20 protein-coding genes are annotated in these 24714 nt (G+C 65.0%); 14 read left to right on the top strand and 6 right to left on the bottom strand.

What is annotated here, in order from left to right; all coding sequences use genetic code 11:
* Window positions 1-36 precede the first annotated feature (36 nt).
* From ACT531_RS18235 to pcaC, 5 genes are all read left to right on the top strand, one after another.
* Entirely contained in the window at window positions 37-990 is a 954-nt protein-coding gene (locus ACT531_RS18235) for a tripartite tricarboxylate transporter substrate binding protein (protein ID WP_056640621.1), read from the top strand.
* A 3-nt stretch (window positions 991-993) separates the two neighbouring features.
* On the top strand, window positions 994-1902 hold the full coding sequence (locus ACT531_RS18240) for an amidohydrolase family protein (RefSeq protein ID WP_476018331.1): 909 nt from the start codon (window positions 994-996) through the stop codon (window positions 1900-1902).
* Window positions 1903-1922: 20 nt separating this feature from the next.
* Window positions 1923-2840, top strand: a complete 918-nt coding sequence (locus ACT531_RS18245) for an SMP-30/gluconolactonase/LRE family protein (protein ID WP_476018332.1) — start codon at window positions 1923-1925, stop codon at window positions 2838-2840.
* 175 nt (window positions 2841-3015) lie between these two features.
* Window positions 3016-5217, top strand: coding sequence for a catalase/peroxidase HPI (katG, locus tag ACT531_RS18250; protein ID WP_476018333.1), 2202 nt, complete (start codon window positions 3016-3018; stop codon window positions 5215-5217).
* Window positions 5218-5400: 183 nt separating this feature from the next.
* Complete coding sequence (gene pcaC / locus ACT531_RS18255; RefSeq protein ID WP_295944264.1) at window positions 5401-5787, top strand: 4-carboxymuconolactone decarboxylase; 387 nt, start codon at window positions 5401-5403, stop codon at window positions 5785-5787.
* 40 nt (window positions 5788-5827) lie between these two features.
* Here pcaC and ACT531_RS18260 read toward each other — a convergent pair whose 3' ends face one another.
* Complete coding sequence (locus ACT531_RS18260; protein ID WP_015014316.1) at window positions 5828-6373, bottom strand: LuxR C-terminal-related transcriptional regulator; 546 nt, start codon at window positions 6371-6373, stop codon at window positions 5828-5830.
* 75 nt (window positions 6374-6448) lie between these two features.
* On the opposite strand from ACT531_RS18260, the gene ACT531_RS18265 reads away from it, so the two are divergent.
* Both ACT531_RS18265 and ACT531_RS18270 read left to right on the top strand, forming a co-directional pair.
* Window positions 6449-7156, top strand: a complete 708-nt coding sequence (locus ACT531_RS18265) for a CoA transferase subunit A (RefSeq protein ID WP_476018334.1) — start codon at window positions 6449-6451, stop codon at window positions 7154-7156.
* Between the two features lie 2 nt (window positions 7157-7158).
* Entirely contained in the window at window positions 7159-7797 is a 639-nt protein-coding gene (locus ACT531_RS18270; RefSeq protein WP_015014314.1) for a 3-oxoacid CoA-transferase subunit B, read from the top strand.
* Between the two features lie 124 nt (window positions 7798-7921).
* Here the strand turns inward: ACT531_RS18270 and ACT531_RS18275 are convergent, their stop codons facing one another.
* Both ACT531_RS18275 and ACT531_RS18280 read right to left on the bottom strand, forming a co-directional pair.
* Entirely contained in the window at window positions 7922-8218 is a 297-nt protein-coding gene (locus ACT531_RS18275; RefSeq protein WP_015012217.1) for a hypothetical protein, read from the bottom strand.
* A gap of 92 nt (window positions 8219-8310) precedes the next feature.
* Complete coding sequence (locus ACT531_RS18280; protein WP_015012218.1) at window positions 8311-8598, bottom strand: hypothetical protein; 288 nt, start codon at window positions 8596-8598, stop codon at window positions 8311-8313.
* Between the two features lie 530 nt (window positions 8599-9128).
* Here ACT531_RS18280 and ACT531_RS18285 point away from each other — a divergent pair.
* The 4 genes from ACT531_RS18285 (at window position 9129) to ACT531_RS18300 (ending at window position 16439) form a co-directional block, all read left to right on the top strand.
* On the top strand, window positions 9129-10439 hold the full coding sequence (locus ACT531_RS18285; protein ID WP_476018335.1) for an HD-GYP domain-containing protein: 1311 nt from the start codon (window positions 9129-9131) through the stop codon (window positions 10437-10439).
* A gap of 271 nt (window positions 10440-10710) precedes the next feature.
* A complete protein-coding gene (gene imuA / locus ACT531_RS18290) occupies window positions 10711-11610 on the top strand; it encodes a translesion DNA synthesis-associated protein ImuA (RefSeq protein ID WP_476018336.1) in 900 nt (299 codons plus the stop codon).
* Window positions 11573-13147, top strand: a complete 1575-nt coding sequence (locus tag ACT531_RS18295) for a DNA polymerase Y subunit UmuC family protein (RefSeq protein ID WP_476018337.1) — start codon at window positions 11573-11575, stop codon at window positions 13145-13147. Before imuA ends, ACT531_RS18295 begins: the two co-directional genes overlap by 38 nt.
* 88 nt (window positions 13148-13235) lie before the next feature.
* Complete coding sequence (locus tag ACT531_RS18300; RefSeq protein ID WP_476018338.1) at window positions 13236-16439, top strand: error-prone DNA polymerase; 3204 nt, start codon at window positions 13236-13238, stop codon at window positions 16437-16439.
* Window positions 16440-16710: 271 nt separating this feature from the next.
* Here the strand turns inward: ACT531_RS18300 and ACT531_RS18305 are convergent, their stop codons facing one another.
* Window positions 16711-18294, bottom strand: coding sequence for a methyl-accepting chemotaxis protein (locus tag ACT531_RS18305; RefSeq protein ID WP_476018378.1), 1584 nt, complete (start codon window positions 18292-18294; stop codon window positions 16711-16713).
* A 429-nt stretch (window positions 18295-18723) separates the two neighbouring features.
* Here ACT531_RS18305 and ACT531_RS18310 point away from each other — a divergent pair, with 429 nt between their 5' ends.
* Window positions 18724-19323 (top strand): alpha/beta hydrolase-fold protein, encoded by a 600-nt coding sequence (locus ACT531_RS18310; RefSeq protein ID WP_476018339.1) that lies wholly within the window; start codon window positions 18724-18726, stop codon window positions 19321-19323.
* A 320-nt stretch (window positions 19324-19643) separates the two neighbouring features.
* On the opposite strand, the gene ACT531_RS18315 is transcribed toward ACT531_RS18310, so the two are convergent.
* Window positions 19644-20561, bottom strand: coding sequence for a LysR family transcriptional regulator (locus tag ACT531_RS18315; protein WP_476018340.1), 918 nt, complete (start codon window positions 20559-20561; stop codon window positions 19644-19646).
* An 85-nt stretch (window positions 20562-20646) separates the two neighbouring features.
* Here ACT531_RS18315 and ACT531_RS18320 point away from each other — a divergent pair, with 85 nt between their 5' ends.
* Complete coding sequence (locus ACT531_RS18320; protein WP_476018341.1) at window positions 20647-21483, top strand: dienelactone hydrolase family protein; 837 nt, start codon at window positions 20647-20649, stop codon at window positions 21481-21483.
* 34 nt (window positions 21484-21517) lie between these two features.
* On the opposite strand, the gene ACT531_RS18325 is transcribed toward ACT531_RS18320, so the two are convergent.
* Complete coding sequence (locus ACT531_RS18325) at window positions 21518-22891, bottom strand: lytic murein transglycosylase (RefSeq protein ID WP_476018342.1); 1374 nt, start codon at window positions 22889-22891, stop codon at window positions 21518-21520.
* Between the two features lie 221 nt (window positions 22892-23112).
* On the opposite strand from ACT531_RS18325, the gene sbcB reads away from it, so the two are divergent.
* Window positions 23113-24561 (top strand): exodeoxyribonuclease I, encoded by a 1449-nt coding sequence (gene sbcB / locus ACT531_RS18330; RefSeq protein ID WP_108499143.1) that lies wholly within the window; start codon window positions 23113-23115, stop codon window positions 24559-24561.
* Window positions 24562-24714: the final 153 nt, after the last annotated feature.

Here is a 24714-nt window from a genome sequence, read left to right on the forward strand (position 1 = left end):
CCCTGTTGTAGAACCCAGAACTGATTGGAGACACCGATGCTTCGCTTCCTCAAACCCCTGATCGCTGCCTGCGCCCTGGCCGCTGGCGTAGCCCACGCCTTTCCTGACCGGCCCATCACCATCGTCGTGCCCTACGCCCCCGGTGGCGCGGCCGATGCCGTGGCCCGTGTGGTGGCCACCCGCCTGGGTGCCAAGCTGGGCGGCAGCGTGATCGTGGACAACAAGGCCGGTGCCAGCGGCACCATTGGCGCCAGCTTTGTGGCCAAGGCCCCGGCAGATGGCTACACCATGCTGTACGACGCCACGCCGTACTCCATCAACCCGCACCTGTTCCCCAAGATGCCGTATGCCGCCAATGCACTGCAGCCGCTGTCCCTGGTGCTGCTGGCGCCCAACGTGCTCATCGTGAAGGCCGATGCGCCCTACAAGAACGTGGGCGAGCTGATCGCCAAGGCCAAAGCCCAGCCGGGCAAGATCAACTTTGCCTCGGGCGGCAGCGGCACGGTGCAGCGTCTGGCGGCAGAGCTGATGGCGCAGAAGCTGGGCCTTGATATGGTGCATGTGCCCTACAAGAGCGGAGGCCCCGCCATCACCGATGTGATGGCTGGCCAGGTGGACTTCATGTTCGGCACCGTGGCCGCCACCTACCCGCATGTGGCAGGCGGCAAACTGCGCGCACTGGCTGTGTCGGCCCCCGAGCGATCCAAGCGCCTGCCCGATGTGCCCACCGTGGCCGAGGCCGCCATCCCCGGCTACGAGGCCTATGAGTGGAACGGCGTCTTCCTGCCCGCAGGCGTGCCCGCCCCCATCGCCACCAAGCTGCAGCAGGCTCTGCAAGACGTGCTGAAGGAAGATGAAGTGAAGCAGCGCCTGGCCGACCTGGGCGCGCAGCCGGTGGGCTCCACACCCGCAGACTTTGCCGCCTTCTTGAAGAAGGAAGACGCGAAGTGGGGCGAGGTGGTGAAGAAGGGCAATATCAAACTCGACTGACCCATGCCCCTGCCAGCGCTGACCACGCCCGTGCCGCACTCCGTGGGTCTGAACCGCCCACAGCGCCCGTTGCCACCCTGCGCGTGCGACAGCCACATGCACATCTTTGACCCGCGCTTCGCGCCGTCAGTCCACTGGCCGCGCACGCCGCCGGTGGCGCCCGTGGTGGCGTACCGGCAGTTGCAGTCGCGCCTGGGCACCACGCGTACGGTGGTGGTCACGCCGTCCACCTACGGCACCGACAACGCCTGCACGCTGGATGCGCTGGACCAACTGGGCCACGATGCGCGCGGCGTGGCCGTGGTGGGCGAGGGCGTGAGTGCCGATGAACTGGCCCATCTGGCCGCACGCCGTGTGCGCGGGCTGCGGGTCAACTTTGTCTCGCCCCAATCGTGGGGCACCACCACACCTGACATGCTGGCCACGCTGGCGCGCAAGGTGGCCGAGCACCCAGCCTGCACGGGCTGGCATATCCAGATCTTTGCGCACCCCGAGCAGCTCGTCGCGTTTGCGCCCCAACTGCGCACCCTGCCTGTGCCTCTGGTCATCGACCATCTGGGCCGCATCGACCCGGCTGAAGGCCCCGCTGCGCAGGCCTATGGCGTGGTGCGCGGCTTGCTTGATGGGGGCAACACCTGGGTCAAGCTCTCGGGTGCCTACATGCGATCGACCGTGCATGGCCCCAGCTATGCCGACACGCTGCCGCTGGGCCAGGCCCTGGTGCAGGCTGCGCCCGAGCGCCTGGTGTGGGGCAGCGACTGGCCGCACACCACCGAGACGCCCGGCACCGTGAACGACGCTGATCTGGTGGACCTGCTGCAGGCCTGGGCTGGCAGCGAGGCCGCCATGGATCGCATCCTGGTCGACAACCCGGCGCGGCTGTATGGTTTCGATACCGCCGCCCCCGCCTGAACGAATTGGAAAGACCCGCCATGTTTTTACTGCAAGCCCCTGAGGTCCGAGACCTCGATGTCTTCACCACCATGCCCGAGCACTTTCGCCGCCGCGAGCGCAGCGACTGGGCCGACGCCAACCGGGGCGGCACTATCACCGATTCGTTTCTGGAAGGCCCAGTTTTCGATGATGCAGGTAACCTCTACGTCAGCGACATCCCCTGGGGTCGCGTCTTTCGCATCAATCCGCAAGGCGAATGGGCGCTGGTGGCCGAGTACGACGGCGAGCCCAACGGACTGAAGTTTTTGAAGCCCGGCACGCTGCTCATCACCGACTACAAAAACGGCCTGATGCAGCTGGACGTGGCCACGGGTGCGGTCACACCGTACCTGCAGCGCCGCAACAGCGAGCGCTTTAAGGGTGTGAACGACCTGATCTTTGACGCCGAAGGCAACCTCTACTTCACCGACCAAGGCCAGAGTGGTCTGCACGACCCGAGTGGCCGCCTGTACCGCCTGCGACCCAACGGCCAGCTCGACTTGCTGCTGCACAACGTGCCCAGCCCCAACGGTGTGGCCCTGTCGCCCGATGGCCGCGTGCTGTACCTGGCGGTGACGCGCGGCAACTGCGTGTGGCGCGTGCCGCTGCTACCTGATGGCAGCGTGGCCAAGGTCAGCCAGTTCTTCACCTCGTACGGCCCCAGCGGCCCCGACGGCCTGGCCGTGGATGCCGAAGGCCACCTGCTGGTGGCCAACCCCGGCCTGGGCTATGTGTGGGTGCTGAACCACCGGGCCGAGCCGGCGCAGGTGCTGCGCGGCGCGCCGGGCAGCTCTACCACCAATCTGGCGTTTGGTGGGGCAGGGCGCACTACCGTGTATGTCACGGACTCCACCCATGGTCGCATCCTGCGCGCTGACATGGGGGCACCTGGACTGCCGTTGGCTCGCTTGCGTTAGAGCGATCTCCTGTTTGATGAATCCATGGGGTGCAGTGAAATCAATGGAGCGCAGGTGTTTTATTGAAATTGGCTATTGATGAGATTCAATCGATTCAATTTACCTGTCATGGTTTGCTTCCTACCATCTGTCCTGTCGATACGTTTTGCCGACGCGCTTTCACAGGAGATGACCCATGACGACAGAAGCCAAGTGCCCCTTTGACCACACCAAGGCCGCGCCCACGGGCCCCCGCAATGCCGACTGGTGGCCCAACCAGCTCAATCTCCGCCCCCTGAACCAGAACTCGCCGCTCACCGACCCGATGGGAGAGGGCTTCAACTACGCCGAGGAATTCAAGAGCCTTGACCTGGCCGCCGTGAAGGCCGACCTGCGGGCGCTGATGACCGACTCACAGGACTGGTGGCCTGCAGACTTTGGCCACTATGGGCCGCTGTTTGTGCGCATGGCGTGGCACAGCGCGGGCACCTACCGCCTGGCCGACGGCCGGGGTGGCGCCGGGGCAGGGCAGCAGCGCTTTGCGCCGCTCAACAGCTGGCCCGACAACGCCAATCTGGACAAGGCGCGCCGCCTGCTCTGGCCGGTCAAGCAGAAATATGGCCGCAAGATTTCGTGGGCCGATTTGATGATTCTGGCGGGTAACGTGGCGCTCGAATCCATGGGCTTCAAGACCTTCGGTTTTGCGGGCGGCCGCCCCGACGTGTGGGAACCCGATGAGAACGTGTACTGGGGCGCTGAATCGACCTGGCTGGGCAGCGACAAGCGCTACAGCGGCGAGCGCGATCTGGCCAACCCGCTGGCCGCCGTGCAGATGGGCCTGATCTATGTGAACCCCGAAGGCCCGAACGGCAACCCCGACCCCCTCGCTGCCGCGCGCGACATCCGCGACACCTTTGCGCGCATGGCCATGGACGATGAGGAAACCGTGGCGCTCATCGCTGGCGGCCACACCTTTGGCAAGACCCACGGTGCTGGCGATGCCGCGCTGGTGGGCAAGGAGCCCGAAGGCGCAGGCATCGAAGAACAGGGTCTGGGCTGGAAGAGCAGCCATGGCTCTGGCAAGGGCGGCGACACGATCACCAGTGGCCTGGAAGTGACCTGGACCACCACGCCCACGCAGTGGAGCAACAACTATTTTGAGAACCTGTTTGGCTACGAATGGGAACTGACCAAGAGCCCTGCAGGCGCCCACCAGTGGACGGCCAAGGGGGCGGCAGCGACGATCCCGCACGCCCACGACCCGTCGAAAAAGCTGGTGCCCACCATGCTCACCACCGACCTGTCGCTGCGCTTTGATCCGGCCTACGAGAAGATTTCGCGCCGCTTTTTGGAGCACCCCGAGCAGTTTGCCGACGCGTTTGCGCGCGCCTGGTTCAAGCTCACGCACCGCGACATGGGGCCGCGTGCCCGTTACCTGGGCCCGGAAGTCCCCGCCGAGGTGCTGATCTGGCAAGACCCGGTTCCCGCCGTCGATCACGCTCTGGTCAACGCGCAGGACATCGCTGCGCTCAAGGCCAAGGTGCTGGCATCGGGCTTGTCCATTCCAGAATTGGTGTCTACGGCCTGGGCCTCCGCTTCCACGTTCCGGGGCGGCGACAAGCGCGGCGGTGCCAATGGCGCGCGCATCCGTTTGGCGCCGCAGAAGGACTGGGCCGTGAACCAGCCTGCGCAGCTGGCCAAGGTGCTGGGTCAACTCGAAGCCATCCAGCGCGACTTCAATGCCGCGCAGACGGGCGGCAAGAAGATCTCGCTCGCTGACCTGATCGTGCTGGCCGGTGGCGCCGCCGTCGAGGCTGCAGCGAAGAATGCCGGGCAGGAGGTGACCGTGCCTTTCACCCCCGGCCGCACCGATGCCTCGCAGGAGCAGACTGATGTGCCTTCTTTCGAGGTCATGGAACCTGTGGCCGATGGCTTCCGCAACTATGTGCGTCCTGGCCTGGAAGGCGCCGTGGCCGAGCTGCTGGTGGACCGCGCCAATCAGCTCACGCTGACAGCGCCCGAAATGACGGTGCTGGTGGGCGGCTTGCGCGTGCTGGGTGCCAATGTGGATCAGGCGGCCCATGGTGTCTTCACACAGCGCATCGGCACTTTGAGCAATGACTTCTTTGTGAACCTGCTCGACATGCGCACCCAATGGCAGAAGTCGGCGGGCGCAGCAGGTGTGCTGGACGGTGTGGACCGCAGCACCGGTGCCAAAAAATGGACCGGCACGGTGGCCGACCTGGTGTTTGGCTCCAACTCCGTGCTGCGCGCGCTGGCCGAGGTCTATGCCAGCAGCGATGCGCAGGCGGTGTTTGTGCAGGACTTCGTCAAGGCTTGGACCAAGGTGATGAACCTCGACCGGTTTGACCTGGCCGCAGGCGGCGCCAGCGCCTGACCTTAAGGGCTTCTGCTCCATGCCGTTGAAAGGCGGCATGGGGTGGGCTGAGCATGCCTTGATCGAGCCCGGTGTGTGCAGTGCACGCGCCGGGCTTTTTGTTCTGTGGTTTTCATGACGGGGGCGTTGCGCTTGCTCGCTACCATCGGGCCTTGATGTTTCAACCTTTCAAGGAGAGTGCGCGTGACAGCAACCCCGTCCAAAGACTACGAAAAAGGCCTGGCCACCCGCCGGGAGGTCATGGGTGATGATTTTGTGGACCGTGCGCTGGGCAACGCCACTTCTTTCACGCAGCCGATCCAGGAATACATCACGCGCAATGCGTGGGGCGATGTCTGGCAGCGCCCCGGGCTGGACCGCAAGACCCGCAGTCTCATCACGGTTTCCATGCTGATCGCGTTGGGCAAGCAGCACGAACTCAAGGGCCATGTGCGTGGCGCGCTGAACAATGGCGCCACGGCCGAGGAACTGCAGGAGGTGCTGCTGCACGCCAGCGTTTATTGCGGACTGCCGACGGCGGTAGAGGCGTTTCGCACCGCTGCGGAAGTTATTGACGGGCCGGCCAAGTAGCAGGCCCGCGCAGGGGGGGCGACGTACAGGCCGCCCCGCTTCAGCCGCCTGCGAGCAGTTTTTGCACCAGGTCTGCTGCGGTGGACGCGTTGTACTTGCGCATGAGGCGCGCGCGGTAGATCTCCACGGTGCGGTGGCTGATCTCCAGCGCCCGGCCGATCTCCTTGGAGGTCAGGCCTTCCAGCAGGCGTGCGGCCACCTCCCGCTCACGGCCCGTGAGTTCTGCTTTCACGGTGCGCTGCGAACTGAGGTCCTCAAAGCTCCAGATGCCGGATTCATGCGGGGCATTGCGGTTGAGTGCGCGGCCCGACACGTGGCACCAGAAGACCTCGCCGTTGGCGCGCTTCATGATGCGGTTGTCCGCATAGTGGCCCTTGGCGTTCAGGATGGGCTCCATGTGTGCGCCCAGGCGCTCGTACTCGTCAGCGCTCGGATAAAGTATCTGGAACGATTGGCCGATCAGCACCTCGCGCGAGGCACCGAACATCTCGCACACATGGCGGTTGCAGTCGACCATGGTGCGGTTGCGCGACAGCACCAGCCCCACGGGAGCCATGTCAAAAGCGAGCCGGTAATCCACTTCCATAGTGCTAATCTTTACGGAAAACTACTTATTTAAGTACGTAGTATCGTAGCGCATCCCATTCATAAGGAGATCGTGGTGAACAAGATATTCCCCTCCGCAGCCGAAGCCCTGAGGGGCGTGGTTGCAGACGGCCAACTCATGGCTGTAGGCGGTTTCGGGCTGTGTGGCATTCCTGAAGCCTTGATCGACGCGCTGCGTGATTCGGCCGTCAAGAACCTCACCGTGATCTCCAACAACGCGGGCGTGGACGGCTTTGGTCTGGGCAAGCTGCTGGAAACCCGTCAGATCAAGAAGATGATCTCGTCGTACGTGGGCGAGAACAAGGAGTTCGAGCGCCAGTACCTGGCAGGCGAACTGGAGCTGGAATTCACCCCCCAGGGCACGCTGGCCGAAAAGCTGCGCGCGGGCGGCGCGGGCATTCCGGCCTTCTTCACCAAGACCGGCGTGGGCACCATCGTGGCCGAGGGCAAGGAGCTGCGCGAATTTGATGGCGAAACCTATGTGATGGAGCGCTCCCTGGTGCCCGAGGTCTCGCTGGTCAAGGCCGACGTGGCCGACAAGTCGGGCAACCTGCGCTTCAACCTTACCGCGCGCAACTTCAACCCCGCCGCCGCCACTGCAGGCAAGGTCTGCATCGTCGAAGTGGAAAAGATCGTGGAAGTGGGTGAACTGGCCCCCGACGATATCCACCTGCCTGGCATCTACGTGCACCGCATCGTGCTCAATGCCAACCCCGAAAAGCGCATCGAAAAACGAACGATCACCGAGAAAGCAGGAGCCTGACCATGCCGTGGACCCAAGACCAGATGGCCGCCCGTGCGGCGCAAGAACTCGAAGACGGCTTTTATGTGAACCTGGGCATCGGCATTCCCACGCTGGTGGCCAACTTCACCGGTGACAAGGAAGTGTGGCTGCAGTCGGAAAATGGCATGCTGGGCATCGGTCCCTTCCCGACCGAAGACCAGGTGAACCCGGACCTGATCAATGCCGGCAAACAGACGGTGACGACCATCAAAGGCTCGTCCATCTTCGGCAGCGACCAGTCGTTTGCCATGATCCGTGGCGGCAAGATCAATCTGTCCATCCTGGGCGCCATGCAGGTCAGCGAAAAGGGTGACTTGGCCAACTGGATGATTCCCGGCAAGATGGTCAAGGGCATGGGCGGCGCCATGGACCTGGTGGCGGGCGTCAAGCGCGTGATCGTGCTCATGGAGCATGTCGCCAAGAAGAAGGATGGCACCGAGGACCTAAAGATCCTGCCCCAGTGCACCTTGCCCCTCACGGGCGTGGGCGTGGTCGACCGCATCATCACCGACTTGGCTGTCCTGGACGTGACGCCTCAGGGCCTGAAGGTGGTGGAGCTGGCTCCCGGCGTGACCTTTGAGGCTCTGCAGGCCAAGACCGGCGTCACGTTGATCCCCTGAGCGTTGGGCCACTATCGTAGTGGCGCCACAAAAAAGGCCGGGGCCCCTCACAGGGCCCCGGCCTTTTGCATTTGCACGGTTCTTTCACAAAGCCCCCATGCCGTACGCACGGGGCCTGTGGCAATTACATCGCGTTGCCGATTTCGCCGGAAGAGATCTGGCCGGTGCGCAGGGCTTCAGCAGCCTGGGCACGCACAGCAGCGCGGTCAGCGGTGGACTTGTAAGTCACCACACGCGAGCCAGCAGGCTCTTGGCTGCGGGTTTGGGCCACGGTAGCGGCTTCAGCAGCCACTTCAGCACGGGTGCGGTTGGTTTCGAACTTGGTGGCGAACTGCGAAGCATCGGCTTCATCAGCGTGGGCACCAAAAGCGGCGAAAGCGGCAACAGCAGCAACGGACAGGAAACGGACAGACTTGTTCATGGTGAAACTCCGGAAAATTTAAAAAAGAGGGACTTGGGTACTCTGAGAGATACGGTGCAACCAGAGCGGCAGATTCAGCCGCCCCTGGTCAATCAGCCGCGCTCACCCGAAGAAATCTGGCCGGTACGCACAGCTTCAGCAGCCTGGGCACGCACGGCAGCGCGGTCAGCCGTGGACTTGTAAGTCACCACACGCGAACCAGCGGGTTCGATGCTGCGGGTCTGGGCCACGGTAGCGGCTTCGGCTTGCACTTCAGCGCGGGTGCGGTTGGTTTCAAACTTGGTAGCGAATTGCGAAGCATCGGCTTCATCAGCCTGGGCACCAAAAGAAGCGAAAGCAGCGACAGCGGCGATGGAGAGGAAACGTGCGGTGTTGTTCATGATGGAAATCCTTGAAGTTAAAGAAGCGGCTCAAAAAACCGGAACAAAGCGCCAAAAACAAAGAAAGCTGCCTGGGACCGGGTTCGGTGAGTCGCCTTGCGGGTTCGGCTCATCGATGGGATGAACTGTACGCCGGTGGGGTGCAGAGAAAAACTACCGGGTCGCGAACTAACTGTTCCAGTATTGTGAACAATCGGCACGGAACTTTTCAGGGTTTACCCAAGACTGACTGCCTGAGAGCGCCAAAAAATGGGCTTTCGGCGACATTGCCTCATGGAAACCCTGATTTCCATTTGGGACAATGACATTGGGGTGACAAAGGGCTTTTCCACCCGGGAAAGCCTGGGTGGAAGCAGGTCTTGCACAGGGGAATATGGGCGTGCAATGCGTTCCATGCGGCCAAAACAAGTGCAGGCACCAGGGCCTGCCACTTGATGTGCATCAAGATTGCGTGTTTGTATCGCGCCATGCGAGTCAGTGCCTTGCAAGAGAACCCCATATAGTGCGAAGTAACGATTTGTGTTGCTTGCATGACCGATATTCTTCTTTCAGCGGATGCCGAGGACGCTGACAGTCCCCATTACTTGCGTGCGCTGACCGACATGGCCGACCGGCGTACGGTGGTCGCAGGCGCTGCCATCTACACCGACAACGGCATCAAGCTGGTGGAGAAGGGGGCGCGCATTGACAGCCGCCTGTACGACCGCCTGGTACAGCACAAGCTGCGTGAACCCATTGACCGCCATCTGTCCATCGAAAACCCGGTGGACGTGTCGGCCCTGCTGGCCCTGGGCCAGACGCTCATTGAGCAGGAAACCCTGCCAGCCATGCTGGCCGAGGCCCTGGGCTCCAGTGCCCGGTTGCTGGCGCCGCTTCGTTCCCTGCCATTGCCTTCTGCCATGGCCTGCAAGCTCACCGTGATGCGTGACCAACGGCCTGCGCTGTTCCAGCACAGTCTGGTGATGACCACCGTGGCGGTGTTTCTGGCGCTCAAAAGCGGGCTGAGTGAGCGCGACTGCAGCACGGTGGCGGCCGCTGCGCTGCTGCATGACCTGGGGGTGCTGCACATGGACCCGGCCTGGGACGACCCGGACCACAAGGTGGTGGGGGTAGGGCGCAAGCACCTGGTGGCCCATCCCATCTCGGCCATGCTCATGATCCGCGACACGCAAGCCTACCCACGCGCCGCCGAGGTCGCTGTGCTGGAGCACCACGAGCGCATGGACGGCAGCGGTTATCCTCGCGCCTTGATGGGGGCCGACATCACGCCCATGGGCCGCATCCTGCTGCTGGCCGAGGTGGTGGCCGCCTTCTACGAAAAATACGACGATATGCCCGCACAGCGGCTGTCGCTGGTGCTGCGGCTCAACCACCGCAAGTTTCCTTCGGCCTTGGTGGCGTTCATCCTGCCGCTACTGCAAGAAGAAGTTGCCCGCGAATCGGCCCTGATGCCCCTGGGTAACGACGCCCCGCGCCAGATCGAATTGCTGGCCGAAGCCTTTGCCTACTGGGACCAGCTCAAGGCGGCGTTGCCCCCAGACGCGGCGGCCAAGTCTCCTGCGGGCAGCGCCTTTGCGTTTGCCGATTCCCGCCTCATGGCATTACAAAAGGCCTTGATCGAAGCGGGCTCACACCCCCGGCACCAAGGGGAATTGCTGGCGCAGCTGCAAGGCGACGCCATTGGCATGGCCGAGGTCGCCCTGGTGGGGCGCGAAGCCTTGTGGCAGCTGCAAAGCATCCTGAACGCCAGCCACCGCCGCTGGCCCCAGCTCTCGGACCGCGCCACGCCTGCCGATGCGGCAGTGGCGGACTGGTGCGACTGGGCGATGCGTACGCTGTAAACCGATTCTTGGATCGACACCATCAACCCGGGGGCTCTTTCAAGAGGGCACCCCGGTTGACGGTGCTTGCTAGCGGCCCCTCAGCGCCGCCCTGAACGCGTGGGCGATGGGCCGACTTGCGTCGGCTTTCGCAAACCGGCGTCCTGGGTGGGTCTTCGCCTTCAGACCCACCCAAGCAGCAAAATACTGGTTATATTTACAGTATTCTTGTTGCCTGAATCCCCCTAAGACCATGCCTGCGCCACGCCCTTCCTTGCGGCTTGCGTCCCATTTGCCCGCCTCCATTGCTGGGGTGTGGCATGCCGACGCGCTGGGGGCCGGCACGCCGCGTGTGCTGCCCACAGGGTATGCCGCGCTGGATGTCGAACTGCCGGGCGGTGGCTGGCCTGTGGGAGCCCTGAGCGAGGTGCTGCAGCCCCTGGCGGGCTTGCATGAATGGCAACTGGTGCTGCCTGCGCTGGTGCAGGCCACGGCAAAACAAAGTGGGGCCATCGTGCTGGTGGCGCCGCCCTGTGAGCCTTTTGGCCCGGCCTTGCAATCGCAGGGCTTGCGCGCAGAGCGAGTGTGTGTGGTGCGCTCCGACTCCCCCATGGCCGCCTTGTGGGCGGCTGAGCAGGCGCTGCGCTGCCAGGGCGTGCTGGCCGTCATGGCCTGGTTGCCCCAGGCGCAACCTGCGGCACTGCGGCGGTTGCAACTGGCGGCGGCCCAGCAGCAGCAATTGTTGTGGGTGTTTCGTTCGGTGGCCGCCTCGCTGCAGGCGCAGCAAGTGCCGCATGCGTCGCCCGCCCAGTTGCGGCTGCAAGTGCAGGGACTGGCCCTGCCAGGGGATGCCGCCGCTGCCCCTGGCATGCAGGTGCAAATCCTCAAGCGCCGGGGGCCTCCGCTGGCGCAGGCACTCCACCTGCCGGGCTGCCATCCGCAGCTGGCGCAGGTGCTGGTGGCGCAGGCTGAGCGGCGCCGTGCAGCACAAGAGGCCGCCAGGGCTCTGCTGGCAGGGCGTCAGGTTGCATCCGTCCGTGTAGGCGGGGCCTTGGCGGGGGCGCTGGCGCGCCACGTGCCTCTAGTCCAGCCCCCAGGCCAGCCCGGAGAGCAGCCAGGGGGCCGACCCGGAGGCCGGCCAGAAGGGAGCAGGCATGCACTGGATCGCTCTGCCATTGCCCTGGTCCGATGAGCCTGCCGCCTTGCCAGGTACGGGTATGGGCACGGACAAAAGTGCTGGCGCACTCCACATCGCCGCTGGCTGGTGGGCCTTGCGCTTCACCCCGCGTGTGGCGCTGGCCGATGGCGAGGCGGTGTTGCTGGAGGTGTCCACCACCGAACGCCTGTGGGGCGGGCGCGAGGCGCTGCAGGCCCTGGTGCTGCAAGCCTGGGCCGAGGCTGCTGCGCGGTGCGAAGGGGAGGGCGCCGTGCCTCCACCCGTCCGCAGCGCGGAAGCGCTTGCCCCTTCCTGTGGACAGACCCCGGCTTTGCCGCCCCATGCGCCGACGGTGTGGGGCACAGGCCCCACCGCCTTGGTGGCCCATGCCAGGCTGCGCATGGCACTGGCAGGGCGCCCCTGCCCACCGCAGGGCGGGGTAGAGAGCCTGCCCTTGCACACGCTAACAGCACTGCGCCCCCATGTGGCCAGCCTGGAGCGCATGGGCTGCCGCACCTGGGGCGCGCTGCGGGCCTTGCCGCGTGCGGGCGTTGCACGGCGCCTGGGCGCGGGCGTGCTGCAGGTGCTGGACCAGGCCCTGGGCGATGCCCCAGAGGCCCATGCCTGGCTGCAACTGCCTGAGCAGTTTGTGTTGACCACCGAGCTGCCCGCCCTGGCCGCGTCGGCCGACGCACTGCTCTGGAGCGCCAGCCGCAGCCTCACGGTCCTCCAGGCCTGGCTGCAGGTGCGCCAGCAGGGCGTGCTGGCGTTGGAGCTGTCCTGGCGCCACGACCTGCGGCGCATCGATGGTGTGGTGCTGCCCCCCACCCAGGCGCTGCAGGTGCGCACCGCTCAGGCCACCCACGACCTGGCGCACCTGCGGCGCCTGCTGGCCGAAAACCTGGCGCGCACCAAGCTGGCCGCCCCGGTCCACCAGATCACGCTGCGCCTGCTCGAATCGGCCCCGCTGCCGCACCGCAGTGCCAGCCTGCTGCCTCCGGGGGAAGTTGGGGGGCGCGACCCAGCAAGCCATGGCAGCGCTGACATGGCCGGTACTCCCGGCGAGGCCCTGCACCAACTGCTGGAGCGCCTGTCGGCCCGCCTGGGGGCGGACCATGTGGTGGCCCCGGTGCTGCTGGCCGACCACCGGCCTGAACGCATGCAGCAGTGGCGCCCGGCGGCGGAATGGCTGGGCACGCCCGCCCGTTCTGCAGACCCTCATGCTGGGGGCCGTGCGCCGCAGTTCATCGCGCCGTATGCCCCCCTGCTACCCACCTGGCTGCTGAACCCGCCCCGGCAGCTGGCCGTGCAAGGTAACCGTCCTTGCCATCACGGCCTGCTGCGCCTGCTGGCCGGGCCCCACCGGTTGGAGGCGGGCTGGTGGTCTGCCATGGACGACGGTGTGAACCCAGCACCCCATTGCGCAGACCTGGCCTTGCGCGATTACTTTGTGGCCTACAACGACGTGGCGGGGCTGGTGTGGGTGTTTCGCGAGCGCCTGCCGGCTGCGCTGGAGGGCTCGCCAGCAATGGCTCGGCCACACCGCTGGTTCTTGCACGGAATCTTTGGCTGAGCGGGCAGGGTGGTTGTCCATGGGTTTGACGCACCGACATTCTCCGCAGGCTTCTGTTGTGCCTGCAGCCACTGCACCTGCCGCAGGCATGGCCGAGCTGCCAGGCTATGCCGAGCTGCATTGCCTGTCCAACTTCAGCTTTCAGCGCGGCGCATCGCATCCGCAAGAGCTGGTGGCGCGTGCAGCCCAACTCGGCTACCAAGCGCTGGCGTTGACCGACGAATGTTCTGTGGCCGGGGTGGTGCGCGCCTGGGGGGCGGCGAAGGAATGTGGCATGCACCTCATCACGGGCAGCGAGTTCTTGTGGGGTGACTTGCGGTTGGTGGCCCTGGCACGCGATGCCGAGGGCTGGGGCAACCTGTGCGAGTTCATCACCGCCGCCCGGGCCGCCGCGCCCAAGGGGCAATACCGTGTGGCGGCGGACAGCCCCTGGCACTTGCTGCAGGGGTGCGAGCTGCTGCTGGCACCTTGTCGTCAGCGCTTTGATGCTTCTGATTTTGTAGCGCTCAGCGCATGTATCACTGGCGCTACCAGCCAATTGGGCTCGAAAAATGCTCCGCAGGTGTGGCTGGCGGTCGAATTGCACCAGGCGGCCGATGACAGCCTGTGGCTGGCCACGCTGCAGCGCGTGGGGGCCGCGCTGCAGCTGCCGCTGGTGGCCGCGGGCGACGTGCACATGCACGCCCGCTCGCGCAAGCCGCTGCAGGATGTGATCACTGCCGTCCAACTCGGCTGCACGGTGGCTGAGTGCGGTTTTGCGCTGCAGCCCAATGCCGAGCGCCACCTGCGCCAGCGCGTGCGGCTGGCGGGCATCTACCCGCCCGAGTTGCTGGCGGCCACGCTCACCGTGGCCGGGCGCTGCACTTTCAGCCTGAGTGAAATCCAGTACCGGTACCCGCTAGAGACCGTGCCCGAGGGCATGACCCCCGCCCAGGCGCTGGCCTGGCTGGTGCAGACCGGCGTGGAAGGCGAGTACCCGCAGGGCGCCCCCCAAAGGGTGCTGAACCAAATCCGCAAAGAGCTCGACCTGATCGCGCACTGCGGGTACGAGATGTATTTCCTGACCGTGCATGACATCGTGCGGTTTGCGCGCAGCGTGGGCATCCTGTGCCAGGGGCGCGGCTCCGCGGCCAACTCGGTGGTCTGCTACATGCTGGGCATCACGGCCGTGCCGCCCGAGAACACCCACCTGCTGTTCGAGCGCTTCATCAGCAAGGAACGCAGCGAGCCGCCCGACATTGATGTGGACTTCGAGCACGACCGGCGCGAAGAAGTCATCCAGTACATCTACGAAAAATACGGCCGCGACCGCGCCGCCATTGCTGCCGTGGTCACCTGCTACCGCACGCGCAGCGCCCTGCGCGACGTGGGCAAGGCCCTGGGCGTAGCTCCCGCGCTGGTCGATGCGTTCGCCAAAGACCACCACTGGTTTGACGAGACCTTTGCCACCGACCGCCTCCAGGAGCTGGCCCAGGCGGCGGGCGTGTCGCTGCACCCGCACACCGCCCGGCTGTGGCTGGAGCTGGCCGCCGACCTGAAGGACTTTCCGCGCCACCTGAGCCAGCATGTGGGCGGCTTTGTGCTGACCCAGGGCAAGCTCACGCGGCTGGTGCCGGTGGAGCCAGCCAGCATGAAGGACCGCTCCGTCATCCAGTGGGACAAAGACGATCTTGATGAGATGAAGCTGCTCAAGGTCGATGTGCTGGCCCTGGGCATGCTCAGCGCACTGCGCCGCTGCCTCAACCTGCGCGCAGCCCTGCGCGGCGAGCACTGGGGTCTCAAAGACATCCCGCATGAAGACCCCGCCACCTACGACATGATCTGCGCCGCCGACACCGTGGGCGTGTTCCAGATCGAAAGCCGCGCGCAGATGAGCATGCTGCCCCGCCTGCAGCCCCGTCAGTTCTACGACCTGGTGGTCGAGGTGGCCATCGTGCGGCCTGGCCCCATCCAGGGCGGCATGGTGCACCCGTACCTTCAGGCGCGCGAGCGCCGGCGCAAGGGCGAGCCTCTGCAACTCGAAAAGCCGGAGCTGGAGGACGCCCTGGCGCGCACGCTGGGCGTGCCCATCTTCCAGGAGCAGGTGATGCAGATCGCCATGATCGCGGCGGGCTTCACCCCCGGCATGGCCGACGACCTGCGCCGCTCCATGGCCGCCTGGAAGCGCAAGGGGGGCGTGCATCGCTTTGAAGAGCCTCTCAAACAAGGCATGAAAGACAGGGACTACCCCGCCGAATTTGCCGACCGCATCTTCCAGCAGATGCTGGGCTTTGGTGAATACGGCTTTCCTGAAAGCCACGCCCACAGCTTTGCGCTGCTGGCCTATGCCAGCAGCTGGCTCAAGTGCCACGAGCCCGCGTGCTTTTTGGCGGCGCTGCTCAACTCGTTGCCCATGGGCTTTTACAGCGCCTCGCAACTGGTGCAGGACGCCCGCCGCCACGGCGTGCGCGTGCTGCCCATCGACGTGACCGTGAGCGACATCGACTGCACGCTGGAGGGCAACCCCGAGCCGCTGCGCCCCGCACGCGGCCTGGGCGCACCGCCGCTGCCCCAGCCCGCCGTGCGCCTTGGCCTTCGGATGGTCAGCAGCCTGCACACAGACGCCGCCAAACGCCTGCTGCAAGCACGCGCCACAGGCCCCGCCTTTGCCACCACCGAAGACCTGGCCCTGCGTGCCCAACTGAGCCAGCAAGACCTGCAAGCCCTGGCAGCCGCCGATGCCCTGGCCAGCCTGTCGGGCCACCGGCGCCAGCAGATGTGGGACGCCGCCGCCCAGCACAGCGCGCCGCCCCTGTGGCGCGACGTGCCCGTGCACGAGGCCCCGCTGCAACTGCCCGAGGCGCCCGAGGGCGAAGAAATCCTGTTCGACTACGCCGCTACCGGCCTCACGTTGCGCCGCCACCCCCTGGCCCTGCTGCGCCCCCGCCTGGCCCGCTGGCGCCTGCAAACCGCCCTGCAACTGCACAACGCCGCCCACGGCCGCAAGGTGCGCGCCTGCGGCATCGTCACGGTGCGGCAGCGCCCTGGCACCGCCAAGGGCACCATGTTCGTCACGCTGGAGGACGAAACCGGCCCCGTCAATGTCATCGTCTGGCCTGCCATGGTCGATGTGTGGCGCAATGCGCTGCTGCGGTCACAGCTGCTGGCGGTGGAAGGGGTGTGGCAATGCAGCGCCGGCCCACCCGGCAGCACGGCGGTGGTGCGCCACCTGGTGGCCCAGCGCTTCAAGGACCTGACGCCCCTACTGGGCCGCATGGGGCAGGCGCTGCAGGGGAGCCGGGATTTCCATTGAAGGAGAGTTTCCGAGGCTCGTAGTGGGGATGGCAGTCAGGCTAAACAGCGGCCCATGGGGCTTGCGCGCCGCCAGTCCCTCCAACGCCTGGCACTCTAGATAGAGCGCTTGGCTGCTGTATGCAGCCGTTGAAGACGGGGCTCCAAAAGAAAGCCCGCACGAGGCGGGCCAAGAGTGAGGGTGTCGGCAAAGGGCAAAGCCGACGGCCGATAGTAGCGGTCTTGGCGTGCCAAGCCCACCCGACGATGGTCGTATTTCGCAGGTTGCAATCCTATTGAAGGCGAGGCGCAGCGAACGATAGCCCAGGCATGCGTGCCAAAGCTCCGCGGCCACCAGGCAATTTGAAGAACGCGACCGCACTGACAAGTTCTGCAGCCTGATTGTTCAAGCTGCTGGCAGCGGCTGCCATCTCTTCCACCAACGCGGCATTCTGTTGGGTGACCTGGTCCATTTGGGTCACAGCTTCGCCCACCTGCGCCACGCCCTGGCTTTGCTCTTGGCTGGCGGCGCTGATCTCACCCATGAGGTCCGTCACCCGCTTGATGGCGCCAACCACTTCCGTCATCGTTGTGCCTGCTTGGTCCACCAGGGTTGTGCCCTGACTCACTCTCGAAACGCTGTCATCGATCAGCGTTTTGATCTCTTTGGCCGCTTCTGCGCTGCGCTGTGCCAAGTTGCGCACCTCGGTGGCCACCACGGCAAAACCGCGGCCCTGTTCGCCGGCCCGTGCTGCTTCCACCGCTGCGTTCAGTGCCAGGATGTTGGTCTGGAACGCAATGCCATCGATGACGCTGATGATGTCCGCAATTCTCTTGCTGCTGTCGTTGATGCCCTTCATGGTCTCGACGACCTGACCGACCACCTCGCCCCCTTGTATTGCGACCGTAGAGGCGCTCATTGCCAGCTGGTTGGCCTGGCGTGCGTTGTCGGCGTTTTGCCGCACAGTGGAGTTCAGCTCTTCCATGGACGCCGCGGTCTCTTCCAGCGCGCTGGCTTGTTGCTCCGTGCGGGCACTCAGATCGTGGTTGCCCTGGGCAATTTCTGAAGAGGCCGTAGACACGTTCTCGGAGTTTTGCCGAACCATGCTCACGGTGTTGACCAGGCTTTGCTGCATGCGCTCCAGCGCTGCCATGAGCTGTCCCGTTTCATCCGTGCTGGTGACCTGGATGGTGGTGCTCAGGTCACCGCCCGCCACATGCTCTGCCAGTTGCACGGCTTGGGCCAATGGGCGGGTGATGGAGCGCACCAGCAAGAGGGCTGTCACCACGGCCAGCACTATCGCAAGGGTCGAGATCATCAGCAGCGTTGCGCGTGCATTGGCATAGGTTGCCTCCGACTCTGCCCGGGATGCCTCCGAGCCATCGCTATTGATCTTTACCAGCTGGTCCAGCGTCTCCATGGTCAGATCAAACAGCTTCTTGGACTCACCCTCCACGAGACTCCGTGCCTGATCGTTTTCGTTCTTGCGCGAGAGTGCAAGCACGCGGTCATCCATCTCACGGTACTGCTTCCATTGCTGCACGAGCTGGTCATATGCCTTGCGTTCGTTGTCCCCGCTGATGAGCTTCTCGTAGGCCTTCAATGACTGATCCAGTTTCTGCCGGTCGGTCACTACCTTCTTGTCAATCGCCTCCATCGCCGCCGCGTCGGTATTCATGACATGACCCAATACGGTCATGCGTGCCACCAACAGCTGCGAGTCCATCTCATTGGCTGCCCGCACACTGGGGAGCCAGTTGTCCGCAATTTCCACGGTGGCTGACCGCATGGTGGAGAGCTGGAGGGCAGCCAGCCCTGCAAGCCCCATCAGCAGCGATATCAGGGTGGCAAATGCACCGTACAGGCGGGTCGAGATTTTCAGATTTGCATGTCGGCATCTTTCTGGATGGTCTTGTCTCGACGGGATTCCTTGAATCCTCTCCAACCAGGGCGGTCATGGCAGGGGCGTTGGGCTTGACCTTCAACGGCCTGTTTTCACCTGCCGCTAAGGTTGTTGTCTGTCGATTTAATCAAATATATCATATAAATCATTTATCAGCAAAGGCCAAGATCATTTTTCGGTGTCTGTCGGCATTCGGACCGACCCTTCAGGTGTGCTCCGCGAGCCGGAATCGAGCGTCTTCTGTTCCCGGGCCCTCGTTCTTGGCAGCATGAGGCGGCTGGATTAACTTGGTCTTAAGGAACTCGCAACTTGTCCACGCAGCCGTCTGCCGCCCGGAGCCCCTAAGATGGCCGAGTTGTGTCGCATTCACCCGCCACCATGGCGCAGCAGGAGGAACCACACATGGGCATGGAGTTTCTGCACGCGCGCAGAAGTGCGCTCATTTGCGCGGCGTCCGCCGTCCTGACCGCCTGCGGAGGTGGAGGGGCCGGCGACGGTGCAGGGCCCGCCGCATCAGGCCAGGTGATCAACTCCACCATCAAGTCGGTTGCCAATGGCAACACGTACGCCATTCAGGTTTTCTTGCCAGAGTCGTACGCCAACAGCACGACCGTTTTGCCTGTGATCTACGCGACCGAAGGGGACGCTCCGTACGGGGGCGCCAATCGCTCGCGCTTTGACACGTTCAAAGAGGTCATGCAGCGCCGGGGTACCCAGGCTGTTTTGGTTGGCATTGGGGGAACGGCCTGGAGGGGCACTGACTTTCTCATACCCGGCGCAACGAAGTACCTCGACTTTCTGGTGAAAGAACTGGCGCCCACCATTGAGAGCCAGTACCGGATTGATCGCAAACGAAGGGCGTTGTCGGGCTTGTCCCATGGTGGGTACTTCGTTCTGGCCGCGTTGATACTGGAGGCGCGTGCAGGTGTGCCCCCCAGTTTTTCATACTACCTGTCGACAGAGTGCAGCGTGGGGGAGCACACCGCCCGGCGGGGGTCTTAGCGTTAGAAAAGCAGATTGATGGAAAGGCTGTGCCAGCGACCTTGTTCCTTGCGGGTGCGAGTGGCGGCAACCACCCACTGATCGGTATCCCTGTTTTCAATCAGATCGCCTCTCAGAACCTACCGGGCCTGGTATCGCTCAAGGCCGAGTACAACACTTCGCATGTCGGTGCGGATGTGCCTGCATTTGAAGATGCGTTGAAGCGGTTCTTTTCCTAGGCGGGCGTTGTGCTGCGGCGCCTGCACCTGCGCCAGTGTCCGGCGTCACGAACCAATGCACTTTTCTCGGTCATTGCCACGTGCAGACATCGGGTCATCCCTTCATGACTCCAGCTTCACCAGGCGATGCAGCTGTGCCCCTTTGGCTCCCGCAACCACCGCCTCTATCAATGCCCGCGCGGGCACTGACAGCGCTCGGTCCCTCTGCTGCATCACAAACACCTCGCGCTGCACGGTAGGGCGCAGGGGCGAAAAGCGCAAATCGGCAGCATCCCTGTGCGATGCGCCCAGTGCGGACATCACCGCAATTCCCACGCCAGCCCGTGCCATGGCCAATTGCAGGGCGAGGCTGGAGACTTCCACCCCATGGTCCATGTGTGCCACCAGGTCAGAGCCTTGCGCGCGCAGCACGCTGACGATGCTGGTGTCGCTGCCTTCCTTCAGCAGAGGCAGGTCGCCCAGTGTTTCGGTACGGACCCAGGCCTTGAGCTGGTGCAGCTGTGGGTTGAACAGAAGACCCAGCGGTGCGCTCAGCAGCTTGGTGCAGCGCAGGGCCTCGGTGCGGCCTACGGGGGAGCCAATGCCGAAGTCCACCTCGCCTTGTGCCACGCGGCGGGTGATGCCCTGGCTGTTGTCGTTGACCACGCGCACCCGCACGCCAGGGTGTGTTTTGACGAAGGCATGCAGGATGTCGGGCAATACCGTGCAGCCAAAGGCCTCGCCCACTGCCAGGCTGACCGAGCCGCTTTGGCCTGTGGCTTCGCCCTGGATCAGGGCGGCAGCCTCCGTCAGGTCGTGCAGCAACCTTTGGGCGACGGGCAGGAATCGCTCACCCTCTGGCGTCAAGGCCAGTTGGCGGGTGGTGCGCAGGAAGAGCGCGACCCCTAGCTGGCTCTCAAACTCTTGCAGCGCGCGGGTGAGCGCGGGCTGGCTGATGTGCAGGGCCTCGCTGGCGCGCGAGATGTTGCCCACGGCGGCGGTGGTCACAAACATGCGCAGCTGGCGTTGGGTGAGATTCATAATGATTGGCTATGAATTGCATCGATTGATGCATTGGACAGGAATTGTGCCGCTTTCTACAGTGCAACCCCAAAGGAGTTGCACCATGAAAAAAATCTCGATCCTGTCTCTGGCCATCCTGTTGTCTCTGGGCCTCAATGCTGCCCAAGCCCAAACACCAGTAGGGGAGGTCAAGGGCACAGCGACAGTCCACACCGAGGCGTCTGCCAAAGGCGTGATGGCAGGGGCGCAGCTGGTGTTGCCCGCCCAGGCCACCGGAGGCGCCGCCTATGTGGGGGCGTTCAAGGATGCGCCCGCCACGGTGCGCAACAAGGTGCCCGTGGTGGTGTTCCTGCATGGCTCGTCGGGCCTGGGGCTCAAGGCCATTGGCGAGTGGCAGCAATGGCTGGGCAGCCTGGGCATTGCCAGCGTGGCGCCCGACTCGTTTGCGCTGCCTGACCGCGTGACCTACAAGTCGCCCGCCAGCAAGGAGGCGTACGAAAAAATCCACGCGCTGCGCCGGTCGGAGATCGCCCTGGCGCTGCAGGCCTTGCAGGCCCAGCCCTGGGCGGACATGCAGCGTCTGGTGCTGGCAGGCACCAGCGAGGGCGCGACGGCTGTGGCCCGCTACGGGGGTGCCGAATTTGCGGGCCGCATCATCTTTTCGTGGAGTTGCGAGGGCAACTACTTTGTGGAGCGGCCTGACACGGCCGTGGTGCCGGGGCAGCAGGTGCTGAACATCATCAGCTCGACCGACCCCTTCTTCTCACCCACCAACATCTGGCTGGGCAATGCATCGGCCAGCGGGCATTGCGCCCGGGCCTTCAAAGACCATCCGCAGGCCAGTGTGGTGTTGATTCCCGGCGCGCCCCACACACTGCTGAACCTGCGGGCCGCGCGGCAGCCGGTGCAGGGCTTTCTGGTGGACTTGTTGAAGCTCTGAAAACCATGGGTGCCCCACGGCTGCTGCAGGGCATTCAGGGCGCCTGCAGCTTTTGCAGCAGCTCCAGCGTCGGATAACCGTCGGCCACCGTGCCCAGGCTGCGCTGGTAGCCGCGCAGGCCTGCGCGGGTGGCGGGGCCCATCACGCCGTCGGGGGTGCCCGCCGCAAAGCCTTTGCGGTTCAGGGCTTCTTGCAGCGTTTGCAACTGTGCACGCGACAGCGGCTCGATGTCGCGGGGCCACGGCGTGGCCACCGGGCCGCCGCCTTCGATCTGGCGCGCGAGCAGGGCCACGCCCAGCGCGTAGTTGACCGAGTTGTTGTAGCGCAGGATGGTGCGGAAGTTGTTGCCCACCAGAAACGCCGGGCCCCGTGCACCCGCAGGGGTGACGATGGAGGCCCCGGCCAGATCGGGCAGCGGCGCCCCGTCGATGGACCGCACTCCTTCGGACTCCCACTGGGCCGTGGTCTGGCGCACGGCGGGGTCGGCGCGGGCGTGGTCGAACGTGGGGGGCAACTGCACTTCGGCCCCCCATGGCTCACCGGACTTCCAGCCCGACCGGGCAAGGAAATGTGCGGTGGACGCCGTCACATCCGGCACGCTGCCCCAGATGTCGCGGTGCCCGTCGCCGTCGGCATCCACAGCGTAGGCCAGGAACACCGAGGGCAGGAACTGGGTGTGCCCCATGGCCCCGGCCCACGATCCGATCATGCGGTCGGCGGCGATGTCGCCCTGGTCGATGATGCGCAACGCTGCCAGCAGCTCGGTCTGCGCCCAGGCGCGGCGGCGGCCTTCATACGCCAGGGTGGCCAGTGCATCCACCGTGCGGAAGGTGCCAAAGTTGCTGCCGTAGTTGCTCTCCATGCCCCAGATGGCGGTGATGACGCTGGCCGGCACGCCGTAGCGGGCGGCTGCCGCTTGCAGTGCGGTGCCATGCGCCGCCAATTGCGCTTGGCCCTGGGCGATGCGCTGGGGCGAGACGGCGCTGTCGAGGTACGCCCACGGGGTGCGGGTGAACTCGGGCTGGGCGCGGTCCAGCTCGACCACGCGGGGCAGCCACTGCGCCTTGCCCAGCACGTCGCGCACAGTGGCGGGGCGAATGCCGGCCTCCAGCGCTTGGGCCGAAAAGCTGCTCAGCCATTGGGCAAAGCCGACCGTGTGGTCGGCATCGGGGCTGGCCTGTGGCGGTGTGGCGGCTGTGGTGGGCGACGTTGTTGGCGGTGTGGCCGCGGCCAGAGGTTGTGCTGCGGGTGTGGGGCTGGGGCTGGGGCTGGGGGCTGACGCGCAGCCCGCGAGGGCGAGGGCGGCTGCCAGGGCCACTCCGGCAACGCATGTGGGGGCGTGGGACGCGGCGACGGGCAGGGCGGGGGCGCGCCCCTGGGAGCAAGGGGAAGCAATGAAACTGGGCATGCGCCATTGTCCGGCGTGCCAGCCTGCGTACGGGGTGCGAATGTGCATCAGTCCGTATGGTGAATATGCTTACTATGTTTTTGATAGCTGCTTGCACATGTTCCACTAGCGCTTGCGGCCAAAAACACTGAAAAATGCGGTTACAGTGGCACCTTGATCGCCTTGCGCCCCGCCCGCCGTGCGCGAGCCTCCGCCTGCAGCCCCCTGTTAGCCTACCGACCATGGCGCCCCACACCTTTCTCTGGCACGACTACGAAACCTTTGGCGCCAACACGCGCCGCGACCGGCCTGCGCAGTTCGCGGCCATCCGCACCGATGCCGAGCTGAATGAAATCGGCGAGCCGCTGATGCTGTATTGCCAGCCCGCCAACGACTATCTGCCCGACCCGGTGTCGTGCCTCATCACCGGCATCACGCCCCAGCAGTGCCTGGAGCAGGGCGTGCCCGAGCACCAGTTTGCCGCGCGCATCGAGTCCGAGTTTGCGCAGCCCGGCACGATTGGCGTGGGCTACAACACCATCCGGTTTGACGATGAGATCACGCGCTTCATGTTCTGGCGCAACCTCATCGACCCTTATGCGCGCGAGTGGCAAAACCAGTGCGGCCGCTGGGACCTGCTGGACGTGGTGCGCATGACCTATGCGCTGCGGCCCGATGGCATCACCTGGCCCAAGAAGGAAGACGGCGTGACGCCCAGCTTCAAGCTGGAGCACCTGTCCAAGGCCAACGGCCTGCAGCATGATGCCGCGCACGATGCACTGTCGGACGTGCGCGCCACCATTGCGCTGGCACGGCTGATCCGCCAGCACAACACCAAGCTGTTCGACTTTGCCCTCAGCCTGCACAAGAAGGACCGCGTGGCCGCCGAACTGCGGCTGCCCGCCACCACGGCCACGGCGCGCGCGTTCTTGCATGTGTCGGGCATGTTCCCCACCGAGCGCGGCTGCCTGGCTGTGATGTGGCCGCTGGCCAGCCACCCCACCAACAAAAACGAGCTGATCGCCTGGGACCTGGCCCACGACCCACGCGAGCTGGCCACGCTGAATGTGGAGGACATCCGCCTGCGCATGTTCAGCAAGGCCGACGCGCTGCCCGAGGGCGTCACGCGCCTGCCCATCAAGACCATCCACCTGAACAAGTCGCCCATGGTGGTGGGCAATGTGAACACGCTCACGCCCGCGCTGGCGCAGCGCTGGGGCATCGACCTGGCCCAGGCCGCACAGCACGCCGAGGTGGCGCGCGCGCTGCCCGACATGAGCGGCATCTGGCCGGCGGTGTTTGCCCGCCCGCAAGAGCCGGCACCGGATGTGGACCAGGACCTGTACGGCGGTTTTGTGGGCAACAACGATCGGCGCCTGTTGAACGACCTGCGCACCCTGAGCGGCGACCGACTGGCCAAGGCGCGTGCGAACTTTGATGACCCGCGCCTGGCCGAACTGCTGTGGCGCTACCGGGCGCGCAACTTTCCGCAGACGCTGTCGCCCGAGGAGCAGGAACGCTGGGAGGCGCACCGCGCCGCCTGCCTGTTTGACGGGCAGGGCGGGGCGCGCACGGTAGAGCAGTTGTTCACCGAAATCGACGAACTCTCGGAGACCGCCGACGACGAGCGGACGCAGGACATCCTGGGCGCCTTGTACGATTACGCTGAACACATCGCACCTGAACGGTAGCCATCGAGAGAAGCCCCCCTGAGGCGCTGCGCGCCTTCCCCCGGAGGGGAACGCAACCGGTGGCCTGGCAGAGCCAGTTCCAAGGGTGCGCTGGCGTCAAGGGCGCGCCGGTATTTATCGTTTTGCCTTGCACGTAGACCAGTTGACACAGAG

It is taken from the genome of Acidovorax sp. DMC1 (assembly GCF_056314325.1).